General features: G+C 71.5%; 14 protein-coding genes. 10 read left to right on the top strand and 4 right to left on the bottom strand.

What is annotated here, in order from left to right:
* Positions 1 to 49 precede the first annotated feature (49 nt).
* The 6 genes from KZX17_RS01255 to KZX17_RS01230 are packed head-to-tail and all read left to right on the top strand — an operon-like array spanning position 50 to position 5,720.
* Positions 50 to 679 carry a histidine phosphatase family protein gene (locus KZX17_RS01255; protein WP_248171332.1) on the top strand — a complete coding sequence of 210 codons (630 nt, stop codon included), beginning with the start codon at positions 50 to 52 and terminating at the stop codon, positions 677 to 679.
* Positions 676 to 1,275 carry a TlpA disulfide reductase family protein gene (locus tag KZX17_RS01250; protein ID WP_248171334.1) on the top strand — a complete coding sequence of 200 codons (600 nt, stop codon included), beginning with the start codon at positions 676 to 678 and terminating at the stop codon, positions 1,273 to 1,275. Before KZX17_RS01255 ends, KZX17_RS01250 begins: the two co-directional genes overlap by 4 nt.
* Positions 1,272 to 2,075 (top strand): cytochrome c biogenesis CcdA family protein, encoded by an 804-nt coding sequence (locus KZX17_RS01245; protein ID WP_248171336.1) that lies wholly within the window; start codon positions 1,272 to 1,274, stop codon positions 2,073 to 2,075. The genes KZX17_RS01250 and KZX17_RS01245 overlap by 4 nt, the downstream gene beginning before the upstream one ends.
* Positions 2,056 to 3,813 (top strand): cytochrome c biogenesis protein ResB, encoded by a 1,758-nt coding sequence (locus KZX17_RS01240; RefSeq protein WP_248171337.1) that lies wholly within the window; start codon positions 2,056 to 2,058, stop codon positions 3,811 to 3,813. The genes KZX17_RS01245 and KZX17_RS01240 overlap by 20 nt, the downstream gene beginning before the upstream one ends.
* 27 nt (positions 3,814 to 3,840) lie before the next feature.
* Positions 3,841 to 4,854 (top strand): c-type cytochrome biogenesis protein CcsB, encoded by a 1,014-nt coding sequence (ccsB, locus tag KZX17_RS01235; RefSeq protein ID WP_248171338.1) that lies wholly within the window; start codon positions 3,841 to 3,843, stop codon positions 4,852 to 4,854.
* Positions 4,851 to 5,720: a metal-dependent hydrolase gene (locus tag KZX17_RS01230; protein ID WP_248171340.1), complete on the top strand. Its 870-nt coding sequence runs from the start codon at positions 4,851 to 4,853 to the stop codon at positions 5,718 to 5,720. Before ccsB ends, KZX17_RS01230 begins: the two co-directional genes overlap by 4 nt.
* Positions 5,721 to 5,767: 47 nt before the next feature.
* Here KZX17_RS01230 and KZX17_RS01225 read toward each other — a convergent pair whose 3' ends face one another.
* Both KZX17_RS01225 and KZX17_RS01220 read right to left on the bottom strand, forming a co-directional pair.
* Complete coding sequence (locus KZX17_RS01225; protein ID WP_248171342.1) at positions 5,768 to 8,068, bottom strand: YhgE/Pip domain-containing protein; 2,301 nt, start codon at positions 8,066 to 8,068, stop codon at positions 5,768 to 5,770.
* Positions 8,065 to 10,959 (bottom strand): MMPL family transporter, encoded by a 2,895-nt coding sequence (locus tag KZX17_RS01220; protein ID WP_248171343.1) that lies wholly within the window; start codon positions 10,957 to 10,959, stop codon positions 8,065 to 8,067. The genes KZX17_RS01225 and KZX17_RS01220 overlap by 4 nt, the downstream gene beginning before the upstream one ends.
* 106 nt (positions 10,960 to 11,065) lie before the next feature.
* Between KZX17_RS01220 and KZX17_RS01215 the strand changes: the two genes are divergently transcribed.
* Positions 11,066 to 11,662 carry a TetR/AcrR family transcriptional regulator gene (locus tag KZX17_RS01215; protein ID WP_248171344.1) on the top strand — a complete coding sequence of 199 codons (597 nt, stop codon included), beginning with the start codon at positions 11,066 to 11,068 and terminating at the stop codon, positions 11,660 to 11,662.
* A 3-nt stretch (positions 11,663 to 11,665) separates the two neighbouring features.
* Here the strand turns inward: KZX17_RS01215 and KZX17_RS01210 are convergent, their stop codons facing one another.
* Entirely contained in the window at positions 11,666 to 12,649 is a 984-nt protein-coding gene (locus KZX17_RS01210; protein WP_248171345.1) for an o-succinylbenzoate synthase, read from the bottom strand.
* Positions 12,650 to 12,735: 86 nt separating this feature from the next.
* Here KZX17_RS01210 and metH point away from each other — a divergent pair, with 86 nt between their 5' ends.
* Positions 12,736 to 16,362 carry a methionine synthase gene (metH, locus tag KZX17_RS01205; RefSeq protein ID WP_248171346.1) on the top strand — a complete coding sequence of 1,209 codons (3,627 nt, stop codon included), beginning with the start codon at positions 12,736 to 12,738 and terminating at the stop codon, positions 16,360 to 16,362.
* A gap of 31 nt (positions 16,363 to 16,393) precedes the next feature.
* Here the strand turns inward: metH and KZX17_RS01200 are convergent, their stop codons facing one another.
* Entirely contained in the window at positions 16,394 to 17,206 is an 813-nt protein-coding gene (locus KZX17_RS01200; RefSeq protein WP_248171348.1) for a DUF1206 domain-containing protein, read from the bottom strand.
* A 73-nt stretch (positions 17,207 to 17,279) separates the two neighbouring features.
* Here KZX17_RS01200 and KZX17_RS01195 point away from each other — a divergent pair, with 73 nt between their 5' ends.
* Together KZX17_RS01195 and KZX17_RS01190 are read left to right on the top strand one after the other, a co-directional pair.
* On the top strand, positions 17,280 to 18,293 hold the full coding sequence (locus KZX17_RS01195; protein WP_248171349.1) for a LacI family DNA-binding transcriptional regulator: 1,014 nt from the start codon (positions 17,280 to 17,282) through the stop codon (positions 18,291 to 18,293).
* 159 nt (positions 18,294 to 18,452) lie between these two features.
* Entirely contained in the window at positions 18,453 to 19,790 is a 1,338-nt protein-coding gene (locus KZX17_RS01190; protein WP_248171350.1) for an ABC transporter substrate-binding protein, read from the top strand.
* Positions 19,791 to 19,831: the final 41 nt, after the last annotated feature.

Genomic DNA, 19,831 nt, shown 5'->3' with positions numbered 1-19,831 from the left:
CAGCCTGCGCTCAGGTCCCCCATAGGACCCCCTCACGTAGACTGAAGGGGTGCCCGCCGCCCGCCTTCATCTCGTGCGCCACGGGGAGGTCCATAACCCCGACCGCGTGCTCTACGGGCGACTTCCGGGGTTCCACCTCAGCGACGACGGTCACGGCATGGCGAGAAGTGCCGCCGAGTACCTGAAGCGGCAGGGGCGTCCCGTCCGCTCGCTCGTGGCGTCGCCGCTCGAGCGAGCCCGCGAGTCCGCCGCCCCCTTCGGCGAGATCTTCGGTCTGCAGCCGCTCATCGACGCGCGGGTCATCGAGCCGACGAACGTCTTCGAGGGGCGTCGGATGCGGCATGCCCTCCGGAACCCCCTCAACTGGTGGCACCTGCGCACCCCCGCCCTGCCGAGCTGGGGCGAGGCGTACGCCGAGGTCGTCGCCCGGATGGACGCCGCTATGAGGGACGCCTGGAATCGCACGACCTCCGGCGACGCGGTCATCGTCTCGCATCAGCTGCCGATCTGGATCACGCACCTCGCGGTCGCGGGCCTGCCGCTGCGGCACGACCCGCGGCGGCGCCGCTGCGAGCTGTCCAGCGTCACGAGCTTCGAGCTCTCGGGAGACGTCTGGCGCGAGGTCGACTACGCCGAGCCCGCCGCGACCGCCGGCGCCGTGGATGTGGGGGCCGTATGAGGCGCCGCATCCTCTCGGCCGTGGCGGTCCTCGCGCTCGCCGTCGGTCTCGCCGCCTGCTCGGGCGCGAACGACGACCTCTCGAACCAGTACCGCGAAGGCAACACACAGGGGTTCATCTCCAGCAACGGCACCGTCGAGGAGATCCCGGCGGCCGAGCGCGGCGAGGCGCTCTCCTTCAGCGGCACCGCCGTCGACGGTTCCACCGTCTCGAGCGACGAGTTCGCCGGCGACGTCCTCGTCCTGAACTTCTGGTACGCCGCGTGCGGGCCGTGCCGGGCCGAGGCGCCGTTCCTCGAGGAGGCCTACGACGACACCTCCGCGGACGGCGCGCAGTTCCTCGGCGTCAACATCTACGACGGGCCCGAGCAGGCGGCCTCGTTCGAGAAGACCTATGGCGTGCCCTACCCCTCGATCCTCGCCCGCGGAGACGTCGACCTGAAGCTGGAGTTCGCGGACTGGACCTCGCTCCAGGCCGCACCGACCACGCTCGTCGTGGACCGCGAGGGTCGGGTCGCGGCCCGTCTGTTCGGACAGCTCGAGGATGCCTCCACCCTCCGCACCCTCGTCGACGACGCGCTGGCGGAGGAGGGATGAACCCCGGCTCGATCGTCTTCGACGGAGCGCTGTGGCTCGCGATCCCGATCGCCGCACTCGCCGGTCTCGTCTCGTTCCTCTCGCCGTGCGTGCTGCCCCTCGTCCCCGGCTACCTCGGGTTCCTCGGCGGCGCGGTGACCCCGCAGGCGGAGCGACGCGGGGCCGCGTCCCGTGCCGAGGGAGCGGTCGCGACCGCCACGAAGCCCCGCGTCGCCGCACCCGGTCGCGGTCGGCTGCTCGGAGGGGTCCTGCTCTTCATCGCCGGGTTCACCGTCGTCTTCGTCTCGATGGGGCTGTTCGCAGGCACCCTGGGCCGCGTCTTCCTCGAGTACCAGGAGCTGATCACCCGCGTCCTCGGCGTGGTCGTCATCGTGCTGGGGCTCGTGTTCCTCGGGGTGTTCGGCTTCGCGCAGAAGATCTACCGCCCGCAGCTGCGGCAGAACCTCGGGCTCGTCGGTGCGCCGCTCCTCGGCCTCGCGATGGGCATCGGCTGGGCGCCCTGCATCGGCCCGACACTGGCTGCGATCCTCAGCATGGCCTACAGCCAGGCCGACCCGGGCCGCGCGGGACTCCTCGCGGTGGCGTATTCGCTCGGTCTCGGGCTGCCGTTCATCCTGCTCGCGCTCGGCGCCAACTGGGCGACCCGCTCGGTCGCCTTCGTGCGGCGCCACATCCGCGTCGTCAACATCGTGGGCGGACTGCTGCTCGTGGTGCTCGGCGTCCTCATGGTCTCGGGCGCCTGGACCGCGCTGATGTCCGCCTTCCAGGGGGTGGTGGCGGGTGTCCCGACGTTCCTCTGAGCGCGGCACGACCGCCGAGGTCGACGGCCCCCTCCGTCCGAGCGACCACCTCGACAAGACCGGCGACGAGCGTCCGGTGTTCAGCGGTGGCCAGCCCGCGCTCGGCGTCGTCGGCTGGTTGCGCTGGGGATGGCGCCAGCTCACCAGCATGCGCACGGCGCTCGTCCTGCTGCTCCTGCTCGCGATCGCCGCGATCCCGGGGTCGCTGGTGCCGCAGCGCAGCGCCGACCCGAACGGCGTCTCGCAGTGGCGGGTGACGAACCCCGACCTCTTCCCCACCTTCGACGCGCTGCAGTTGTTCGACGTCTACACGTCGGTGTGGTTCTCCGCGATCTACATCCTGCTGTTCATCTCGCTCATCGGCTGCGTCCTCCCGCGCACGAAGCACCACTGGAAGGCGCTGCGCCAGCGCCCGCCACGCACGCCCGCACGCCTGGCCCGCCTCGACGACCGCGCGCAGGCGTCGGTCGCACTCCCCGAGGGGGAGGATGCCGCGGGCTACGCCGCCCACGCCGTCGACCTCGCCGAGGCGCAGCTGCGCTCCGCCCGTTACCGCGTCGAGCGGTACGACGCGCGCGGCGTCGCGTCGGTCTCGGCGGAGCGCGGCTACCTGCGCGAGACGGGCAACCTGCTCTTCCACGGCGCGCTGGTCGGCATCCTCATCTCCGTCGGCATCGGCGGCGGCTTCACCTATACGGGGCAGACCGTCATCACCGAGGGCGACGGGTTCGTGAACTCGCTGGGGCTCGGCTACACCTCGTTCAACCCGGGTCGCTTCGTCGACACCGAGGCGCTGCCGCCGTATTCGATCGCGCTCGATGAGTTCGACGTCACCTACGCCGAGCCGGGCACGCCCGGTGCCGGGCAGGCGGGCGACTTCGCGGCGCACGTGACGACGCGGTTCCCGGGTCAGGATGCCGAGAGCCAGGTCATCCGCGTGAACCACCCCATCACCATGGCGGGCGATCGGATCTACCTCATGGGCAACGGGTACGCACCGACCATCACGGTGCGCAACGGCGCCGGCGACGTCGTCTTCAGCGAGGCGGTGCCGTTCCTGCCGCAGAGTGCCACCATGACCTCGCAGGGCGTCGTGAAGGTGCCCGACACCGGGGGCGAGCAGCTGGGAATGGTCGGGTTCTTCTATCCGACCGCCGGCGCGCTCGACAGCGGTGCGCTGACCTCCATCTACGGCGACCTCGTCAACCCGCGTCTGACCTTCTGGGTCTACGAGGGGGATCTCGGCATCGACGACGGCACCCCGCGGTCGGTGTACGCGCTGAACACGGACGATATGACGCAGATCGCCGGCAACGAGTCCGACGTCGATTCGCTCGAGCTCGTCCCGGGTCAGACCGTCGACCTGCCGGGCGGTCGCGGCACCGTCACCTTCGAGGACGAGACCCGCGCGGGCGCCCCCGAATCGGTGAAGCGGTACATCTCGCTCTCGATCCACAACGACTCGAGCGCCACCTGGGTGCTGGTGTTCGCGATCCTCGCACTGCTGGGCCTGTTCACCGCCCTGTTCGTCCCGCGCCGCCGGATGTGGGTCAAGGCGACACCCGAGGGCGACACCGTCCGCCTGGAGTACGCCGGTCTCGCCCGCGGCGAGGACCCGGCCATCGCCGTCGCCGTCGCCGACCTCGCGCGTCAGCACCGCGCAGCGCTCGGTGGGTCCGAGACCGGCACCGATGAGGCATCCGCCCCGGCCCGTGACACGCGGGCGAACGTAGACTGATACCACCCGTCCCCCGAAGGGCCCGCCATGTCGTTCGATGACATCTCCGTCCTGCTGCTGTGGACCGCGATCGCGGTCTACACGCTCGGCTTCCTCGCATTCACCGTCGACCTCGCCCGTCGCTCCGACCTCGCCCTGCAGACCCAGGACGCCAAGGCCCGCTCGCTGGTTGCGGCGGGCGGTCAGTCGATCGACGAGATCCGCGCCGAAGAGGCGGCCGCGAAGGTGGCCCTCGAAGCGGCGCCCTCGCAGCGAGGCCGCTATCTGTTCGCGCGTCTGGGCGTCATGCTGACGACCATCGCGTGGCTGTTCCACCTCGGTGCCGATGTCACCCGCGGCATCGCCGCCGGTCGGGTGCCGTGGTCCAACAACTACGAGTTCGCTCTCACCGGCACGCTCCTGGTGGTGGCGGTCTTCCTCGGCGTGCTGGTGAAGTACGACCTGCGATTCCTCGGCGCCTTCATCAACGGACTGATCGTCGTGCTTTTGGGGGGTGCGGCCCTCGCGTACTACGTCGAGGTCGTCCCGCTCTCGGACCCTCTGAAGAGCGTCTGGCTCGTCATCCACGTCTTCGTGGCGTCCCTCGCCTCGGCCTTCCTCGCGATCGCCTTCGCCCTGTCGGTGGTGCAGCTGCTGCAGACCCGTCGCGAGCGCATCGCGCTCGCCGCCGTCGGATCGGATGCCGCACCCCGCACGCGGCTGCCGTTCCTGCGCACGCTGCCGAGCGCCGAGGTGCTCGAGTCCCTCGCCTACCGCTTCGCGATCATCGGCTTCGTCCTCTGGACCTTCACCCTCATCGCCGGGGCGATCTGGGCCAACGACGCGTGGGGCCGGTACTGGGGCTTCGACACCAAGGAAGTCTGGACCTTCGTCATCTGGGTCGTCTACGCCGGCTACATCCACGCCCGCGCGACCCGCGGCTGGCGCGGCGTCCGTTCCGCCTGGCTGTCGATCGTCGGCTTCTGCGCGGTGCTGTTCAACTTCACGATCGTCAACCAGTTCTTCCAGGGCCTGCACTCCTACAGCGGCCTGAACTCTTGACGGATCTCGCGCCCACGGTCGTCACCTACCCGGACGGCGACCTGACGGGCACGGCGACCGTCGTCGACGTCGTGCCGCTCGCGGGTGGTCGGGTCGGTGTCGTGCTCGATCGGACCCCGTTCCACCCGGTCGACACCGCGTGGCCCGACCAGCCGGCCGACGCGGGCACCCTGCGCACCGCGGGCGGCGACCTCCCGGTCCTCGCCGTGCTGACCGCCGGTGTCCACGACGGCGAGCTGCACGTCGGTCCGGACCTCCCCGTCCGCACCGGTACGGACGGGTGGACCTTCGTCGTCGTGCACGTCGTCGAGGCGCCGGGTCCGGCCGCGGGCGACACCGTCGAGGCCGCCGTGGACGCGCGGCTGCGACGCGCCCTGTCGGCGGGGCACACCGGGTGCCACCTGGCATCCCTCGCCCTCGACGCAGCCCTCTCGGACGCCTGGACGAAGACGGTCGTGACGGATGCCGCGGGCCACCCCGCATTCGACGCGCTGGCGATCCAGTCCAGCCGGATCACCGAGAACGGGTCGACCGACGTCTATCGCATCGGCAAGTCGCTGCGGAAGAAGGGGTTCGATCCCGCCGCCCTCGCGGACCTCGCCGACGTCGAGGCGCGTGTGAACGACGTCCTGCGCGGATGGGCGGGCACGCCCGGGACGGTCGGCGTCCACCGGGACGATCCGACGCTGGCCGGTCGCCGCAGCTGGCGGTGCGAGCTGCCGGAGGGCGTCGTCGAGCTGCCGTGCGGCGGGACCCACCTCACCTCCCTGTCCGAGATCGCGGAGATCCGGGTGGCCCTGGCCGCAGCGGAGGTGCCCGGCGGGCACGAGCTGACGATGACGACGACGGTCCGACGCTCGGACTGATGAGACGACGAAGGCCCCGTCCGCGTGGACGGGGCCTTCGGTCTCGATCAGGCCGGCTGGGCGAGCACCGCCCGCGCCGACGTCGACCGATGGCGGGTCACGGCGAGGATGCTCGCGCCGACGGCGAGGAGGGTCCAGACGACGAGCCCGGTGGCTGCCGCGGCGCCGCCCCGGGCATCCGTCAGCGCGGCCAGCATCGCGGTGTACGACGGTGCGGTCGGCATGAGGCCTGCGACATCGAGCAGGGTCCCCGGCACGGTCGACACGATGCCGGTCGCGATCGCGAGCACCCCGACGAGTGCGGCGATCCATCGTCCGACGCCGCCGAAGAGGGCGACCAGCGCATGGTTCACCGCGGCGAAGGCGACACCCGCGAGCACGCACATCGCGGCGAACGCCGCCCACGCGCCGGCGTCGTACCCCGCGGCGAGCTGCACCACGACGGCGACGAGCACGCCCTGCAGGGCGCCGATCGCCGCGCCCGGGGCGAGGGCGCGCAGCGCCAGCGCGGCCGACGAGCGGCGCGACGCGAGTGAGGACCGCGGCACGGCCTGCAGGACGACGAACGAGGCCAGGCCGCCGAACCACAGGGCGAGCGTCGCGAGGAGCGGCACCGCTGAGGCGCCGAAGAGCGAGGTGCCCGTGCCGTCCGCGACGACGGGGTTCGCAACGATCGAAGCGAGGTCCGCGGCCTGCGCGTCGGTGTAGGTCGGGACGCCGTCGACGGCCTGACCCAGGCCATCGGCGAGCTCACCGGTGCCGTCGGCGAGCTGCCGGTTGCCGTCTGCGAGCTGTCCTGCGCCGTCGGCGAGGGCGCCGATGCCGTTCGCGAGCTCGTCGGTGCCGGATGCCGCAGTGCCCGCGCCGGCGGCGAAGGTCTGGGCCCCGGTGGCGAGCTGCCCCGCACCGTCGGCGAGTCCGTCGGCGCCGGTGGCGAGCTGGTCGGCGCCGGTCGCGAGCCGTCGGACGCCGGCGGCTGCCTGTCCCGCCCCGTCAGCGAGCCCCGACGCGCCCGTCGCGAGCTGGTCGGCGCCGCCGGCGAGCCGGTCGGCACCGTCGGCCAGCTCGTCCATGCCGCCCGCAAGCTGCTGTGCAGCCACGGCCGACTGGCCGAGCCCCGTGCTGAGGGTCGGGCCGAACTGGGCGATCGCGTCGATGTCCTTCGCGAGCTGCTCGGAATCTCCGACGACCTGCTGCAGGCCGGGCAGGGCGGCGGTCGCATCGGCGGACGCGTCCGCCAGCGTTGCGCAGAGGTCGGCGTCGACGGCCGGGTCGCACGCGGCGGAGGCGGACTGCAGCGCCTGCACGATGGTCGTCACCGCCTCGCGGTTCTGCTCCCCGTCTGCGGTCAGGGCCTTGAGTCCGGCGACGACGTCGCTCGGGATCGCGGGGATGGCGGCGGTCTGCTCGGCGGCGTCGGCGAGACCGTCCGCCAGCTGCTGCGTGCCGTCGGCGAGCGGCCTCGCCCCGTCGGCCAGGTCGTTCAGCCCGCCCGCCGTGGCGGATGCGCCCGCCGACAGCTGGTCGGCTCCGTCGGCGAGTCGGTCGATGCCGTCGGCCGCTGCTCCCGCCCCGTCTGCGAGCTGCTGCGCGCCACCGGCGAGCCCTGCTGCGCCGGTGCCGATCGCGGCGATGCCCGTCGACAGGCCCTGCGCCCCGCCGGCCAGCTCGCGCACGCCGTCGGCGAGGGAGTACCCGCCGTCGGCGGCCGTGGCGGCACCGTCGGACAGCTGCGCCGCGCCGTCGGCGGCGTCGTCCGCGCCGTCGGCCAGCTGGGTCGCGCCGTCCGCAGCGTCGCCGAGCTGCTCGCCGAGGGTGGTGAAGCCCAGCAGGACGTTCTCGAGGTAGGTCGTCGTCAACTGCTCGCCGAGGACGGATGCCGCGGTCTGGGTGACCTGCGTGGTGATGGCGTCGTCGACGATGCGCGCGTCGGGCGAGGTAGTCAGTTCGATCGTCGCGCGCTCGGGTGTGCCGCCGGGGGCGGTCGAGGTGGCCGCCGAGGAGAAGTTCTCCGGGATCGTCACGATCGCGTCGTACGTGCCGTCCTCGAGGCCGTCCTCGGCGTCCGCGGTGTTGGAGATCGTCCAGGTGAGGTTGCTGTCGAGCTCATCGGAGCCCTCGACGAGGCCGGCCGTGAGGAGGCGGCCCAGGGGAGTGGTCTGCCCGTCGATCTCGACCGGCTCGTCGTTGTTCACGATGGCGGTGTTCATCGCATCGAGGCGCTCGGTCGGGTTGTAGAGCGCGGCGACGAGGATGCCGCCGATGATCGCCGGCAGGAGGAGCACGCCGAGGAGCGTGATCCACGAGACGGGCCTGCGGGACTGGGAGCGTTCGATGGGGAGGGTCATGAGGGGATCACCTGGGTGTCGGTGGTGGTGTCGGTGGCGGCCGGGGCCGGTGCGGTGACGGATGCGGGGGAGGAAGGGGTGAGGCGGAGGACCTCGGCGCGGGGCCGGTAGGCCTCGGCCAGCAGCGCGCGGGCTGCGTCGAGGTCGCGTGCCGAGGCGACGACAGTGAGGGCCGCGCCGCGCGCGGCGACCGTGTTCGTGGCATCCCGCAGCAGGGCGGCAGCCTGATCGCGGTCGCTGCCGCTCAGCAGGTCGATCCCGGCGATCGCGACGAAGCGGGTGCGGCCGGCGAGTGCACGTCGGAGCTCGGTGAGCGGTGCCTCCGCGCCCGAGAGTTCGGCGACACCGGTGTGTGCGCGGACCCACGCCGCCCGTCCGGGCAGCAGGTGCCCGGCGACGCGGAGCAACCCGCCCGACGGGGCGATGCGCCCGGCGACCGTCAGAAGGAACGCCCGCGAGGCGTGCGGGTCGTCGGCCGTGACGAGGAGCGTCCCGCCGTCGGGGACCCGCGCGCTCGCTCCGGAGAACAGCACGACGTCGTCGCCGGCGGTCTCGGCGCGCACCTCGAGGTCGTCGGCGGCGAGGGCACCCGGCCAGTCCCGTTCGGGCCAGTCGGCGTGCGCCCGCTCGTGCTCGACTGCCTCGCCCTCGATGTCGACGTGGGGCAGCAGTCGCTCGAGCCACCGCGGCATCCACCAGGCCTTGTCGCCCAGCAGCGTCATCACGGCGGGCACGAGGGTCATGCGCACGAGGAAGGCATCGACAGCGATGCCGACGGCCAATCCGAGGGCGATGGGTTTGATCGAGCTGTCGCCTTCGGGCACGAAGGCGGCGAAGACGGCGAACATGATGACGGCCGCTGCCACGACGACGCGGGACGAGGCGGTGAAGCCGCTGCGGACGGCGGCGATCGCGGTCTCGCGGTTCGCCCGACCGCCGCGGGCCCGTGCCGCGTGGACGAAGTCCTCGCGCATGCGCGAGACGAGGAAGACCTCGTAGTCCATCGCGAGACCGAACAGCACACCCATGAGGATGATCGGCATGAAGCTGATGACCGGGCCGGTGCGGGTCACGTGCAGCAGATCGGCGAGCCATCCCCATTCGAAGACCGCGGCGACGGCGCCGAAGGCGGCGAGGATCGACAGGAGGTAGCCGAGCGTGGCCTTGAGCGGCACCCAGATGGAGCGGAAGACGACCATCAGCAGGATGAACGAGAGGCCGACGACGAAGATCCCGAAGGGCAGCAGTGCAGCGCCGAGCCGGTCGGAGATGTCGATGCCCACTGCGGTGAATCCGGTGACCTTCAGGTCGACACCGTACTCGTCGAGCCACTCGTCGTGGTGCGACCGGAGCTCGCGGACGAGGTCGGCGGTCGCCGGGTCGTCGGGCGCGGTCGTGGGGACGATCTGGATGAGTCCGGTGTCGGCGGTCTCGTTCGGCGTCGCGAGGGCGACCCGCTCGACGCCGGGGATCGCCTCGACCTCGGCCTTGAGGTCGTCCATGAGGCCGAGGGGATCGGTGGAGGTGACGATCGTCCCGGTCATGATGAGCGGGCCGTTCGAGCCGGCGCCGAAGTACTCGGCGTTCAGGTCGTAGGCCTGGCGGGCCTGACTCGACGGGGGCTGCACGCCGGCGTTGGGGAGCGCGAGGTGGAGGCTCGCCGAGGGGATCGCCATGATGCCGAGGCCGACCACGACGGCGACGGTCGTGACGATCGGATGCCGGGTGACGAGCATCACCCAGCGGTTGGGTCGCGTCGGTGCCGGCGTGGCGGCGCGCCGCTCGGGCGCCGGCTCGCCGTCGGCGTCCGCGTCCTTCGCACGCCGGCGACGCTTCGTGGAGACGCCGCGCTGCAGCATCCGGCCGCCCCAGCCCACGACGCGGCCCTTCGCGAAGCCGAGGAGGGCGGGGGTCAGGCTCACGGCGACAGCGACGGCCACCGCGACGGCGACGGCCGCGGCGATGCCCATCGTCGACAAGAAGGGGATGCCGGCGATGCTGAGTCCGACGAGCGCGATCATGACGGTGACGCCGGCGAACACGACGGCCGAGCCCGCCGTGCCCACGGCGCGCGCGGCGGACTCCTCGGGCTCCATGCCCGCGCGCACCTGGTCCTGATGCCGGGACACGATGAACAGGGCGTAGTCGATGCCGACGGCGAGGCCGAGCATGACCGCGAGCATCGGCGTCGTCGACGAGATCGTCGTCAGCGCCGTGGAGACGTAGATCAGGGCGATCGCGAGCGCCACGCCGATCAGGGCGCTGACGAGTGGGAACCAGGCGACGGCGAAGGAGCGGAACGTGACGATCAGGACGAACAGGGCGATCAGCACGCCGACCGCCTCGATGATCGACAGCGCCGGGATCGACGTGGCGAACAGGTCGCCACCGAGGGCGGACTGCGCGCCGCTCGGGAGGGCGTCGGCGAAGTCGGATGCCGCGGCCTCGACCGCCTCGACGGTCGCGTCCGACACGTCGGTGGCCTGACCGTCGAACTGCATCTGCACGAGCGCGGCGCGATCGTCGTCCGACACGAGGCCGTCGACCATCTCGTCGAACGGCGAGGTCGCCGAGGTCACGCCCTCGATGTCGCCGAGGCGGGTGACGAGGTCGTCGATCTCGCCGCGGAGGGGTGCATCCTCGACCGTCTCGCCCTCGGGCGTCACCACGATCAGCTGTGCGCTGGCGCCGCTCGCCTGGGGGAAGGTGCGGTTCAGCAGCTCGATGCCCTCCTGGGCTTCGGTGCCGGGGATCGTGAAGGAGTTGTCGGTGCCCTTCATGAAGAGGGCGACGCCGCCGCCGGCGAGGGCGAGCAGCAGGACCCAGGCGATGAGCACGCGCCACGAGTGGCGGTAGGCCCATCGGCCGAGGGTGAAGAGGATGGTGGACACGGGCGCTCCTGGTCAGAGTCGGACGGCTTCGATACAGCGCTGTATCCAATACACACGTGTATCGTAGTCCGACATCGGTGACGGAAGTCTGAGGGGTGGGTGTGAGATGGCGCGCAGTCGCGAGAACACCCGGGCGCGCCTCCTCGAGGCCGCCCACGAGGTCTTCGGCGACGTCGGGCTCGACGCGGCATCCGTTGAGATGATCTGCGAACGCGCGGGCTTCACCCGCGGAGCCTTCTACTCGAACTTCGAATCGAAGGACGAGCTGTTCCTCGCCCTCATCACGCACCTCGCCGAGGCCAAGCTCGACGAGGTGTCCGTCCGGGTCAAGCGCCTCTCCGGCGGTGACGATCCGCTGGATCTCGTCCGGCAGATCGCGGACATGTCCTTGGCGGAGCGGATGGAGCCGCAGCTGCTCAGCGAGATCCGCACGCAGGCGCTGCGCGACCCGCGCCTCGCCGAGACGTTCCTCGCGTGGCGGGCGCAGATGCACGGCCGGGTCGAGGCGATCATCCGCGAAGTGACCGAGACCCACGGGCTGCGGCTGCGGATGCCGCTGGGCGACGCCGCGCGACTGCTGCTCGATGTGTCTGAGCAGTGCACGGTGCAATCCGCACTCGAGGGCAGGTCCGAGCGTCAGGCGAACGCCGACATGCAGGCCCGGCTCGAGCAGTTGGTGCCGCTCCTGGTCGAGGCCGGCTGAGCGTCAGCCCGCCAGCACCGCGTGACAGCGTTCGAGTCGCGCGAGCCACCAGTCCCGCCGGTCGGCCGCCGCCTCATGGGCGTCGAGCATCGCGGCATCCGGGGCCACCCGGCCGACGGTCAGCGCTCCGTCGCGGGGCCGCAGCGGCTCGGCCGTCACGTCCGCCGCGAGCAGTGACGCCGTCCCCAGGCCGCAGTCGAACTCGAGGTCGGGGAGGGATGCCGCGAGCGCCACGCCCATCGACAGTCCGACGGACGTGTCGAGCGCGCTCGAGACGACGGCGGGCAGACCAGCCTCGGCGACGACCGCGAGCGCCCGGGCGACCCCGCCGAGGGGCTGGGCCTTGATGACGAGCAGGTCGGCGGCTCCGGCTCGTGCCACCGCCACGGGATCCGCCGCCTTGCGGACGCTCTCGTCGGCGGCGATCGGGATGCCCATGTAGCGGATGCGCCGACGCAGCTCGGCGAGCTCCTCGACGCTCGCGCACGGCTGCTCGACGTACTCGAGGTCGAAGGCGGCCAGGGCGTGGACCGCGTGCTCCGCCTCGTCGAGGTTCCATCCGCCGTTGGCATCGATGCGGATGCGTCCCTCCGGCCCCATCGCCTCCCGCACCGCGCGCACCCGGGCGACGTCGTCGGCGAGCACCTGCCCCGGTTCGGCGACCTTGACCTTCGCGGTCCGGCATCCGTCGAAGCGCGACAGGACGTCCGGGACGGATGCCGCCGCCACCGCCGGCACCGTCGCGTTCACCGGGATCGTGTCGCGCCGCGCCGGGGGCGCAGGCTCCCAGCCCCAGGCGATCGCGGCGGCGAGCCACGTCGCGGACTCCTCGTCGCCGTACTCGGTGAAGGGCGAGAACTCGGTCCACCCCTCGGGGCCCTCGAGCAGCATCGCCTCGCGGACGTCGATGCCGCGGAACCGGGTGTGCAGGGGCAGTGCGACCACGCGCGCCGTCGCGCGGAGGTCGGCGAGCGGAGGCAGGTGCATGCCCCCATCCTGGCCCCGCCGCGTGCGGTGACGCCCGTGGTCGTCGGGCGGGTCCGCGATGCGGGGGCGCAAGTAGACTCGCGCGGGTGAGCAGTCCCGTCGCCCTCCGGTTTCCGCTCGACGTCGAATCGGTGCCGCGTCCCGCGCGGGCACAGGCGCTGCTGGACGCGCTCGCCGAGCGGGTCGTGATCGCCGACGGTGCGATGGGCACGATGCTGCAACGGCACGAGCCGACCCTCGACGACTACGAGCAGCTCGAGGGCTGCAACGAGATCCTAAACGTCTCGCGCCCCGACATGATCGCCGCGATCCACGACGAGTACCTCGCGACCGGGATCGACGCCGTGGAGACGAACACGTTCGGCGCGAACTGGTCGAACCTCTCGGATTACGGGATCGACGACCGCATCCACGAGCTGGCGGCAGCCGGGGCCCGCATCGCGCGTGAGCGCGCCGAAGCCGCCGAGGACTCGGACGGTCGCGTGCGCTGGGTGCTCGGCTCGATGGGACCCGGCACCAAACTGCCCTCCCTGGGGCACACGACGTACGAGCACCTAAAGGAGACGTTCGCGCTGCAGGCGGAGGGGCTCATCGACGGCGGTGCGGACGCGCTCCTCGTCGAGACCTCGCAGGACCTGCTGCAAACCAAGGCCGCCGTCAACGGCTGCAAGCAGGCGATCGTGGCGCGCGGGGTGCGGCTGCCCATCTTCGTCGAGGTGACCGTCGAGACCACCGGCACGATGCTCATGGGCTCCGAGATCGGCGCGGCGCTCACCGCGCTCGAGCCGCTCGGCGTCGATGCGATCGGGCTGAACTGCGCGACCGGGCCCGCCGAGATGAGCGAGCACCTGCGCCACCTCTCGAAGCATTCGACCGTGACGGTCGCGTGCATGCCGAACGCCGGGCTCCCCGTGCTGACCGCCGACGGCGCGCACTACCCGCTCACGCCCGACGAGCTCGCGACCGCGCACGAGCAGTTCGTGCGCGAATTCGGGCTGGGTCTCGTGGGCGGATGCTGCGGCACGACGCCAGAGCACTTGGCCGCCGTCGTCGAGCGGCTGCGACCGCTGCGCGCACCGGCATCCCGCGCCCCTGAGATCGAGCCGGGCATCGCGTCGCTGTACCAGCACGTGCCGTTCGATCAGGACACCGCCTACCTCGCGATCGGCGAGCGGACCAACGCGAACGGTTCGAAGGCGTTCCGCGAGGCGATGCTCGAGGGCCGATGGGACGACTGCGTCGAAATCGCGCGGAACCAGATCCGCGTCGGCGCGCACCTGCTCGACGTGTGCGTCGACTACGTCGGGCGTGACGGCGTCGCGGACGTCCGCGAGGTCGTCTCGCGGTTCGCGTCGGCATCCACCCTGCCGCTCGTCATCGACTCCACCGAGCCGGCCGTGCTGCAGGCGGGGCTCGAGCTGATCGGCGGCCGGCCGGTCGTGAACTCGGTCAACTACGAGGACGGCGACGGACCGACGAGCCGGTTCGGGCGCATCATGCCGCTCGTCAAGGAGCACGGCAGCGCCGTCATCGCGCTGACCATCGACGAGCAGGGGCAGGCGCGCACGGCCGACGACAAGCTGCGCATCGCATCGCGACTCGTCGACGAGCTCGTGGACGAGTGGGGGATGCGGGTCTCGGACATCGTCGTCGACTGCCTCACGTTCCCCATCGCGACAGGTCAGGAGGAGACCCGGCGCGACGCGATCGAGACCATCGAAGCGATTCGAGGGCTGGTCGCGAAGTACCCCGGCATCAACACGACGCTCGGGGTCTCGAACGTGTCGTTCGGGCTGAACCCCGCGGCGAGGTCGGTGCTCAATTCGGTCTTCCTCCACGAGGCGACCCAGGCGGGGCTCACCTCGGCGATCGTCGACGCCGCGAAGATCGTCCCGCTGGCCTCGATCCCCGACGAGCAGCGGAAGGTCGCGCTGGACCTCGTGTGGGACCGTCGCGAGCGGGATGCCGACGGTGCCGTCACCTACGATCCGCTCGCCGTCATGCTCGACCTCTTCGCGGGCGTCGACACCGCGGCGCTGCGCGATCAGCGAGCCGCCGAGCTCGCCGCGCTGCCGGTGGGCGAGCGGCTCGAGCGGCGCATCATCGACGGCGAGCTGAAGGGGCTCGAAGCCGACCTCGACCTCGCCCGCGCGGATGGTGTCGCCCCGCTCGACATCATCAACGACCACCTGCTCGAAGGCATGAAGGTCGTCGGCGAGCGATTCGGTGCCGGGCAGATGCAGCTGCCCTTCGTCCTGCAGTCCGCCGAGGTCATGAAGACGGCGGTCGCCCTGCTCGAGCCGCACATGAAGCGCACCGGCGCGGCGGGCAAGGGGACGATCGTGCTCGCGACCGTCCGCGGCGACGTCCACGACATCGGCAAGAACCTCGTCGACATCATCCTCACCAACAACGGCTACACGGTCGTGAACCTTGGGATCAAGCAACCCATCGCCGACATCATCGCCGCGGCGGAGCAGCACGACGCCGACGTCATCGGCATGAGCGGACTCCTCGTCAAGTCGACGGTCGTGATGAAGGAGAACCTCGAGGAGCTCGCCTCCCGCGGGCTCGCCGGCCGATGGCCCGTCCTCCTCGGCGGGGCCGCGCTCACCCGCGCCTACGTCGAGGACGACCTCGCCGGCATCTTCCCGGGCGAGGTGCGCTACGCGAAGGACGCGTTCGAAGGGCTCGCGCTCATGGAGCCGCTCGTGAAGATCGCGCGAGGGGCGGATGCCGCATCCGTCGGCCTCCCGGCGCTGAAGAAGCGGATCCACGCCGCCGGGTCGAGGCTCACGCTGACCGAGCCCGAGGCCATGCCCGGGCGGTCGGACGTGGCATCCGACAATCCCGTGCCCGCCCCGCCGTTCTGGGGCACCCGCATCGTGCGAGGCATCGCGCTCGCCGACTACGCCGCGTTCCTCGACGAGCGGGCGACCTTCATGGGGCAGTGGGGGCTCAAGCCCGGCCGCGGGGCGGACGGACTGACGTACGAGCAGCTCGTCGAGACGGAAGGCCGGCCCCGGCTGCGGTACTGGCTCGATCGGATCCTCGGCGAGGGGATGCTCGACGCCTCGGTCGCCTACGGCTACTTCCCGGTCGTGAGCGAGGGGGACGACGTCCTGGTGCTGCATCACGGGGCGGATGCCGAGGGTCGCCTGGGCGTGCCGGGGCTGCTCTCGCCCGATGGCGGGTCGGGCGGCGACGTGGGCGCCGAACGCCTGCGGTTCGCGTTCCCGCGGCAGCGCCGCGACCGGCACCTCTGCCTCGCGGACTTCGTGCGATCGCGGGAGTCCGGCCAGGTCGACGTGCTGCCGGTGCAGCTCGTGACCGCCGGCGCGCGGATCGACCAGGTCACCGCGAAGCTGTTCGCGGAGGACCGCTACCGCGACTACTACGAGCTCAACGGGCTCGTCATGCAGCTCACCGAAGCGCTCGCGGAGTTCTGGCACTCCCGGATCCGAGCCGAACTCGGCTTCGCCGGCGAGGACCCGGCCGACACGGCGGGGCTCTTCAAGCTGGAGTACCGCGGCGCCCGATTCTCGCTGGGCTACCCCGCGTGCCCCGACATGGAAGACCGGCGGAAGGTCGTCGAACTCCTCCGGCCCGAGCGGATGGGGGTCGAGCTGAGCGAGGAGCTGCAGCTGCACCCCGAGCAGTCGACGGATGCCTTCGTCTTCCACCACCCCGAAGCGAAGTACTTCTCCGTCTGAGCCGCGGGCACCGTCAGAGCCGCCTGAACCGTCAGAGACGGGTGTACCGCGCGCGGAAGAAGGCGTAGACCCCATAGGCGATCCAGCCCGCGCCGATCACGATGACGATCACGACACCGGCCGGCAGGTCGAGGAACGACTTCAGCGCGCCGTCGAGGCCGCTCGACTTCTCGGGATCGTTGGTGACCGCGCCAACGAGGAACAGCACCCCGACGCCGGCGAGTGCGATGCCTCGGGCGACGTAGCCCACGGTGCCGAGCACCCGGACGGCGGTTCCTGCGGTGCCTGCGGGCATCCGGAGGTCCTCCTCGAAGCGGCGGGTCACGCCTTTGAACACGAGATAGCCGGCGATGCCGACGAGCACCAGGCCGATCGCGACCACGAGGACGACGCCACCCGGGGTGGCGAGCAGGTCGGCGGTGAGCGACCTCGTCGAGCCCGATGAACTGGCGGAACCTCCGGCGGCGACGGTTCCCGCGGTCGCGGCGATGGCCAGGTACACGACGCCCTTCGCGCCGTTCTTCACGACGTGCTTCGCGCGATCCTTGCCCGACCCGCTCGATCGGTCGAGGAACGCGCTGAGGAGGTGCCAGAGCCCGAGGGCGGCGAGCCCTGCGGTCGCGGCCCAGAGCAGGAAGACGCCGCCCGGCGCCGCAGCGAGCTGCGCGAGCGCACCCGACTGGTCGGCGCTCTCGCCGCCGCCCCCGCCCATGGCGAGCGAGACGGCGATGACGCCGATGAGGATGTGGACCAGGCCGCTGGCGGCGAAGCCGGCTCGAGCGAGGGTCTGCACCGCCCGGCTGTTCTTCGCCCCGTGTGCTGCGTTCCTCGCCGTTGCGCTCATCGCGCCAGCCTACTGAGGCGGATGCGTCACCGTCGGGGGCTTGCAACGTTGTACAGTGACGCGGGGAGGGGTCATGTCGCCGACACTGCACGACGTCGCACGGGTCGCCGGCGTCTCGATCAAGACGGTCTCGAACGTCATCAACGACCACCCCCACGTCCGACCCGCGACGCGCGAGAAGGTCGAGCGCGCCATCGCCGACCTCGGCTACACCCCGAACCTCACTGCGCGGAACCTCCGCAGCGGGCGCGCCGGGGCGATCGCGCTCGCCGTGCCCGATCTTGCGCTCAGCTACTTCGCCGAACTCGCGGGACTGGTCATCGCCGAGGCCGAGCGTCGCGGCGTCGTCGTCCTCGTGGAGCAGACGGGCGGCGACCGGGACCGCGAGCTGGACCTGCTGCGAAGCCCCCGTCGCGGTCTCACCGACGGCTTGATCTTCAGCCCGCTCGGCATGGGGCAGGAGGATGCCGAGCGCCTCCGCGTGCCCTACCCGATGGTGCTCCTGGGCGAGCGGGTCTTCGACGGGCCGGTCGACCACGTCACGATGCGCAACGTCGAGGCGGCGCGATCCGCCACCGAGCACCTCATCGCGGCGGGCCGGCGACGGGTCGCGGTGATCGGCGCCCACGACGGCGAGGTCATCGGCTCGGCGGGGCTGCGCCTGCGCGGCTACCGCGAGGCGCTGGAGGCGGCGGGCATCCCCTTCGATCCGGCGCTCGTCGGCTCGACGACGATGTGGCACCGCGCGAACGGCGCGCGGACGATGCACGACGTGCTGGATCGGGGTGTCGACTTCGACGCGGTCCTCGGGCTCAACGACACCCTCGCCCTCGGGGCGATGCGCGTCCTGCAGGAGAGCGGGCGCCGGGTTCCCGAGGACGTCGCGGTGGTCGGCTTCGACGACCTGGATGAGGCGCAGTACTCGATCCCGTCGCTCACGACCGTCGATCCGGGCCAGGAGTGGATCGCCCGCACCGCCGTCGAGACGCTGCTCGCGCGGGTCGCCGCACCGGGGGAGCCGCACGAGCCCGCGCTGCTGCTGGCCGATTTCCGGCTCGCCGTCCGCGAGTCGGCGCCCCTGGCGTAACGCCCCTTGACACGTCTCGGACGAGCGGTCATCATCGCTTTACAACGTTTACTTCTAACGTTGTAAAGCGAGTGCCACATCGCGCCCCGTGCAACGACGCACCCGCATCCGTCTCCGTTCGACACCGGTGTCCACACCGCGAGAGGAAGCTCACAGCCCATGAAGTCCAAGGTCATCGCCGGCGCAGGCGTCGCCGTCGTCACCGCTGCCGCACTCACCGGCTGCGCCGGTGCCGGTGCCGCCGAAGAATCGTGCACGAACGAGATCGTCAACCCCGACGCCACCCAGGTGTCGGTGTGGGCCTGGTACCCGGCGTTCGAGGATGTGGTCGACCTCTTCAACGAGAACCACGACGACGTCCAGATCTGCTGGACGAACGCGGGTCAGGGCAACGACGAGTACACGAAGTTCTCGACCGCCATCGAGTCCGGCAGCGGCGCCCCCGACGTCATCATGCTCGAGGCCGAGGTGCTCTCGAGCTTCGCGATCCGCGACTCCCTCGTCGACCTGTCCGAGTACGGTGCGGCCGACGTGCAGGGCGACTACACCGAGGGGGCCTGGAAGGACGTCTCCAGCGGCGACGCCGTCTACGCCATCCCCGTCGACGGCGGCCCGATGGGGATGCTGTACCGGCAGGACATCCTCGACCAGTACGGCATCGAGGCGCCCACGACGTGGGATGAATTCGCCGCCGCCGCGCAGAAGCTCAAGGACGAGGGTGCGCCGGGCGTCCTCGCGAACTTCCCGCCCAACGGTCGCGCGTTCACGCAGGCGCTCTTCGCGCAGGCGGGCTCAGTCCCGTTCACTTACGACAGCGCGTCCCCGCAGGAGATCGGCATCGACGTCGCCGACCAGGGGTCGAAGGACGTCCTCGCGTTCTGGCAGGACCTCGCCGACAAGGGGCTCGTCGCCGTCGACGAGGCCTTCACGGCCGACTACAACACCAAGCTCGTCGACGGCTCGTACGCGATCTACGTCGCGGCGGCGTGGGGCCCCGGCTACCTGCAGGGCCTCGAGGGCTCCGACGAGGGCGCCGATTGGCGTGCCGCTCCCGTCCCGCAGTGGGACGTCGACAATCCCGTGCAGATCAACTGGGGCGGGTCGACGTTCGCGGTGACGTCGCAGGCCGACGACAAGGAGGCCGCCGCGATCGTGGCGAAGGAGATCTTCGGGACCGATGAGGCGTGGAAGATCGGCATCGAGCAGGCCGCCCTGTTCCCGCTGTGGAAGCCGGTCCTCGAGTCGGACTACTTCCGCGACCTCGAGTACCCGTTCTTCGGTGGGCAGCAGATCAACAAGGACGTGTTCCTGCCGGCGGCATCCGGATACTCGGGCTTCACATTCAGCCCGTTCCAGAACTACGCGTACGACCAGCTGCAGCAGGAGGTGACCGCGGTCGTCGTCGACAAGGAGAAGGATGCCGCGGCCGCCCTCGACGACCTGCAGTCGACGCTCGAGTCGTACGCGACCGAGCAGGGCTTCGAGCTCACCGACTGACGCGCGGCGGGGGCCGGTGCACCCGGCCCCCGCCCCTCCCC

It is taken from the genome of Microbacterium sp. EYE_78 (assembly GCF_023149035.1).
Lineage (GTDB): Bacteria > Actinomycetota > Actinomycetes > Actinomycetales > Microbacteriaceae > Microbacterium.
This window is presented reverse-complemented; position numbering and strand designations above follow the sequence as displayed.

Excerpts from the sequence above, each read along its gene's own strand:
- KZX17_RS01210 (WP_248171345.1), bottom strand. The coding sequence starts at position 12,649 with ATGCACCTGCCTCCGCTCGCCGACCTCCGCGCGACGGCGCGCGTGGTC.
- KZX17_RS01245 (WP_248171336.1), top strand. The coding sequence starts at position 1,272 with ATGAACCCCGGCTCGATCGTCTTCGACGGAGCGCTGTGGCTCGCGATC.
- KZX17_RS01195 (WP_248171349.1), top strand. The coding sequence starts at position 17,280 with ATGTCGCCGACACTGCACGACGTCGCACGGGTCGCCGGCGTCTCGATC.
- KZX17_RS01200 (WP_248171348.1), bottom strand. The coding sequence starts at position 17,206 with ATGAGCGCAACGGCGAGGAACGCAGCACACGGGGCGAAGAACAGCCGG.
- KZX17_RS01225 (WP_248171342.1), bottom strand. The coding sequence starts at position 8,068 with ATGACCCTCCCCATCGAACGCTCCCAGTCCCGCAGGCCCGTCTCGTGG.
- KZX17_RS01250 (WP_248171334.1), top strand. The coding sequence starts at position 676 with ATGAGGCGCCGCATCCTCTCGGCCGTGGCGGTCCTCGCGCTCGCCGTC.
- ccsB (WP_248171338.1), top strand. The coding sequence starts at position 3,841 with ATGTCGTTCGATGACATCTCCGTCCTGCTGCTGTGGACCGCGATCGCG.
- KZX17_RS01190 (WP_248171350.1), top strand. The coding sequence starts at position 18,453 with ATGAAGTCCAAGGTCATCGCCGGCGCAGGCGTCGCCGTCGTCACCGCT.
- KZX17_RS01215 (WP_248171344.1), top strand. The coding sequence starts at position 11,066 with ATGGCGCGCAGTCGCGAGAACACCCGGGCGCGCCTCCTCGAGGCCGCC.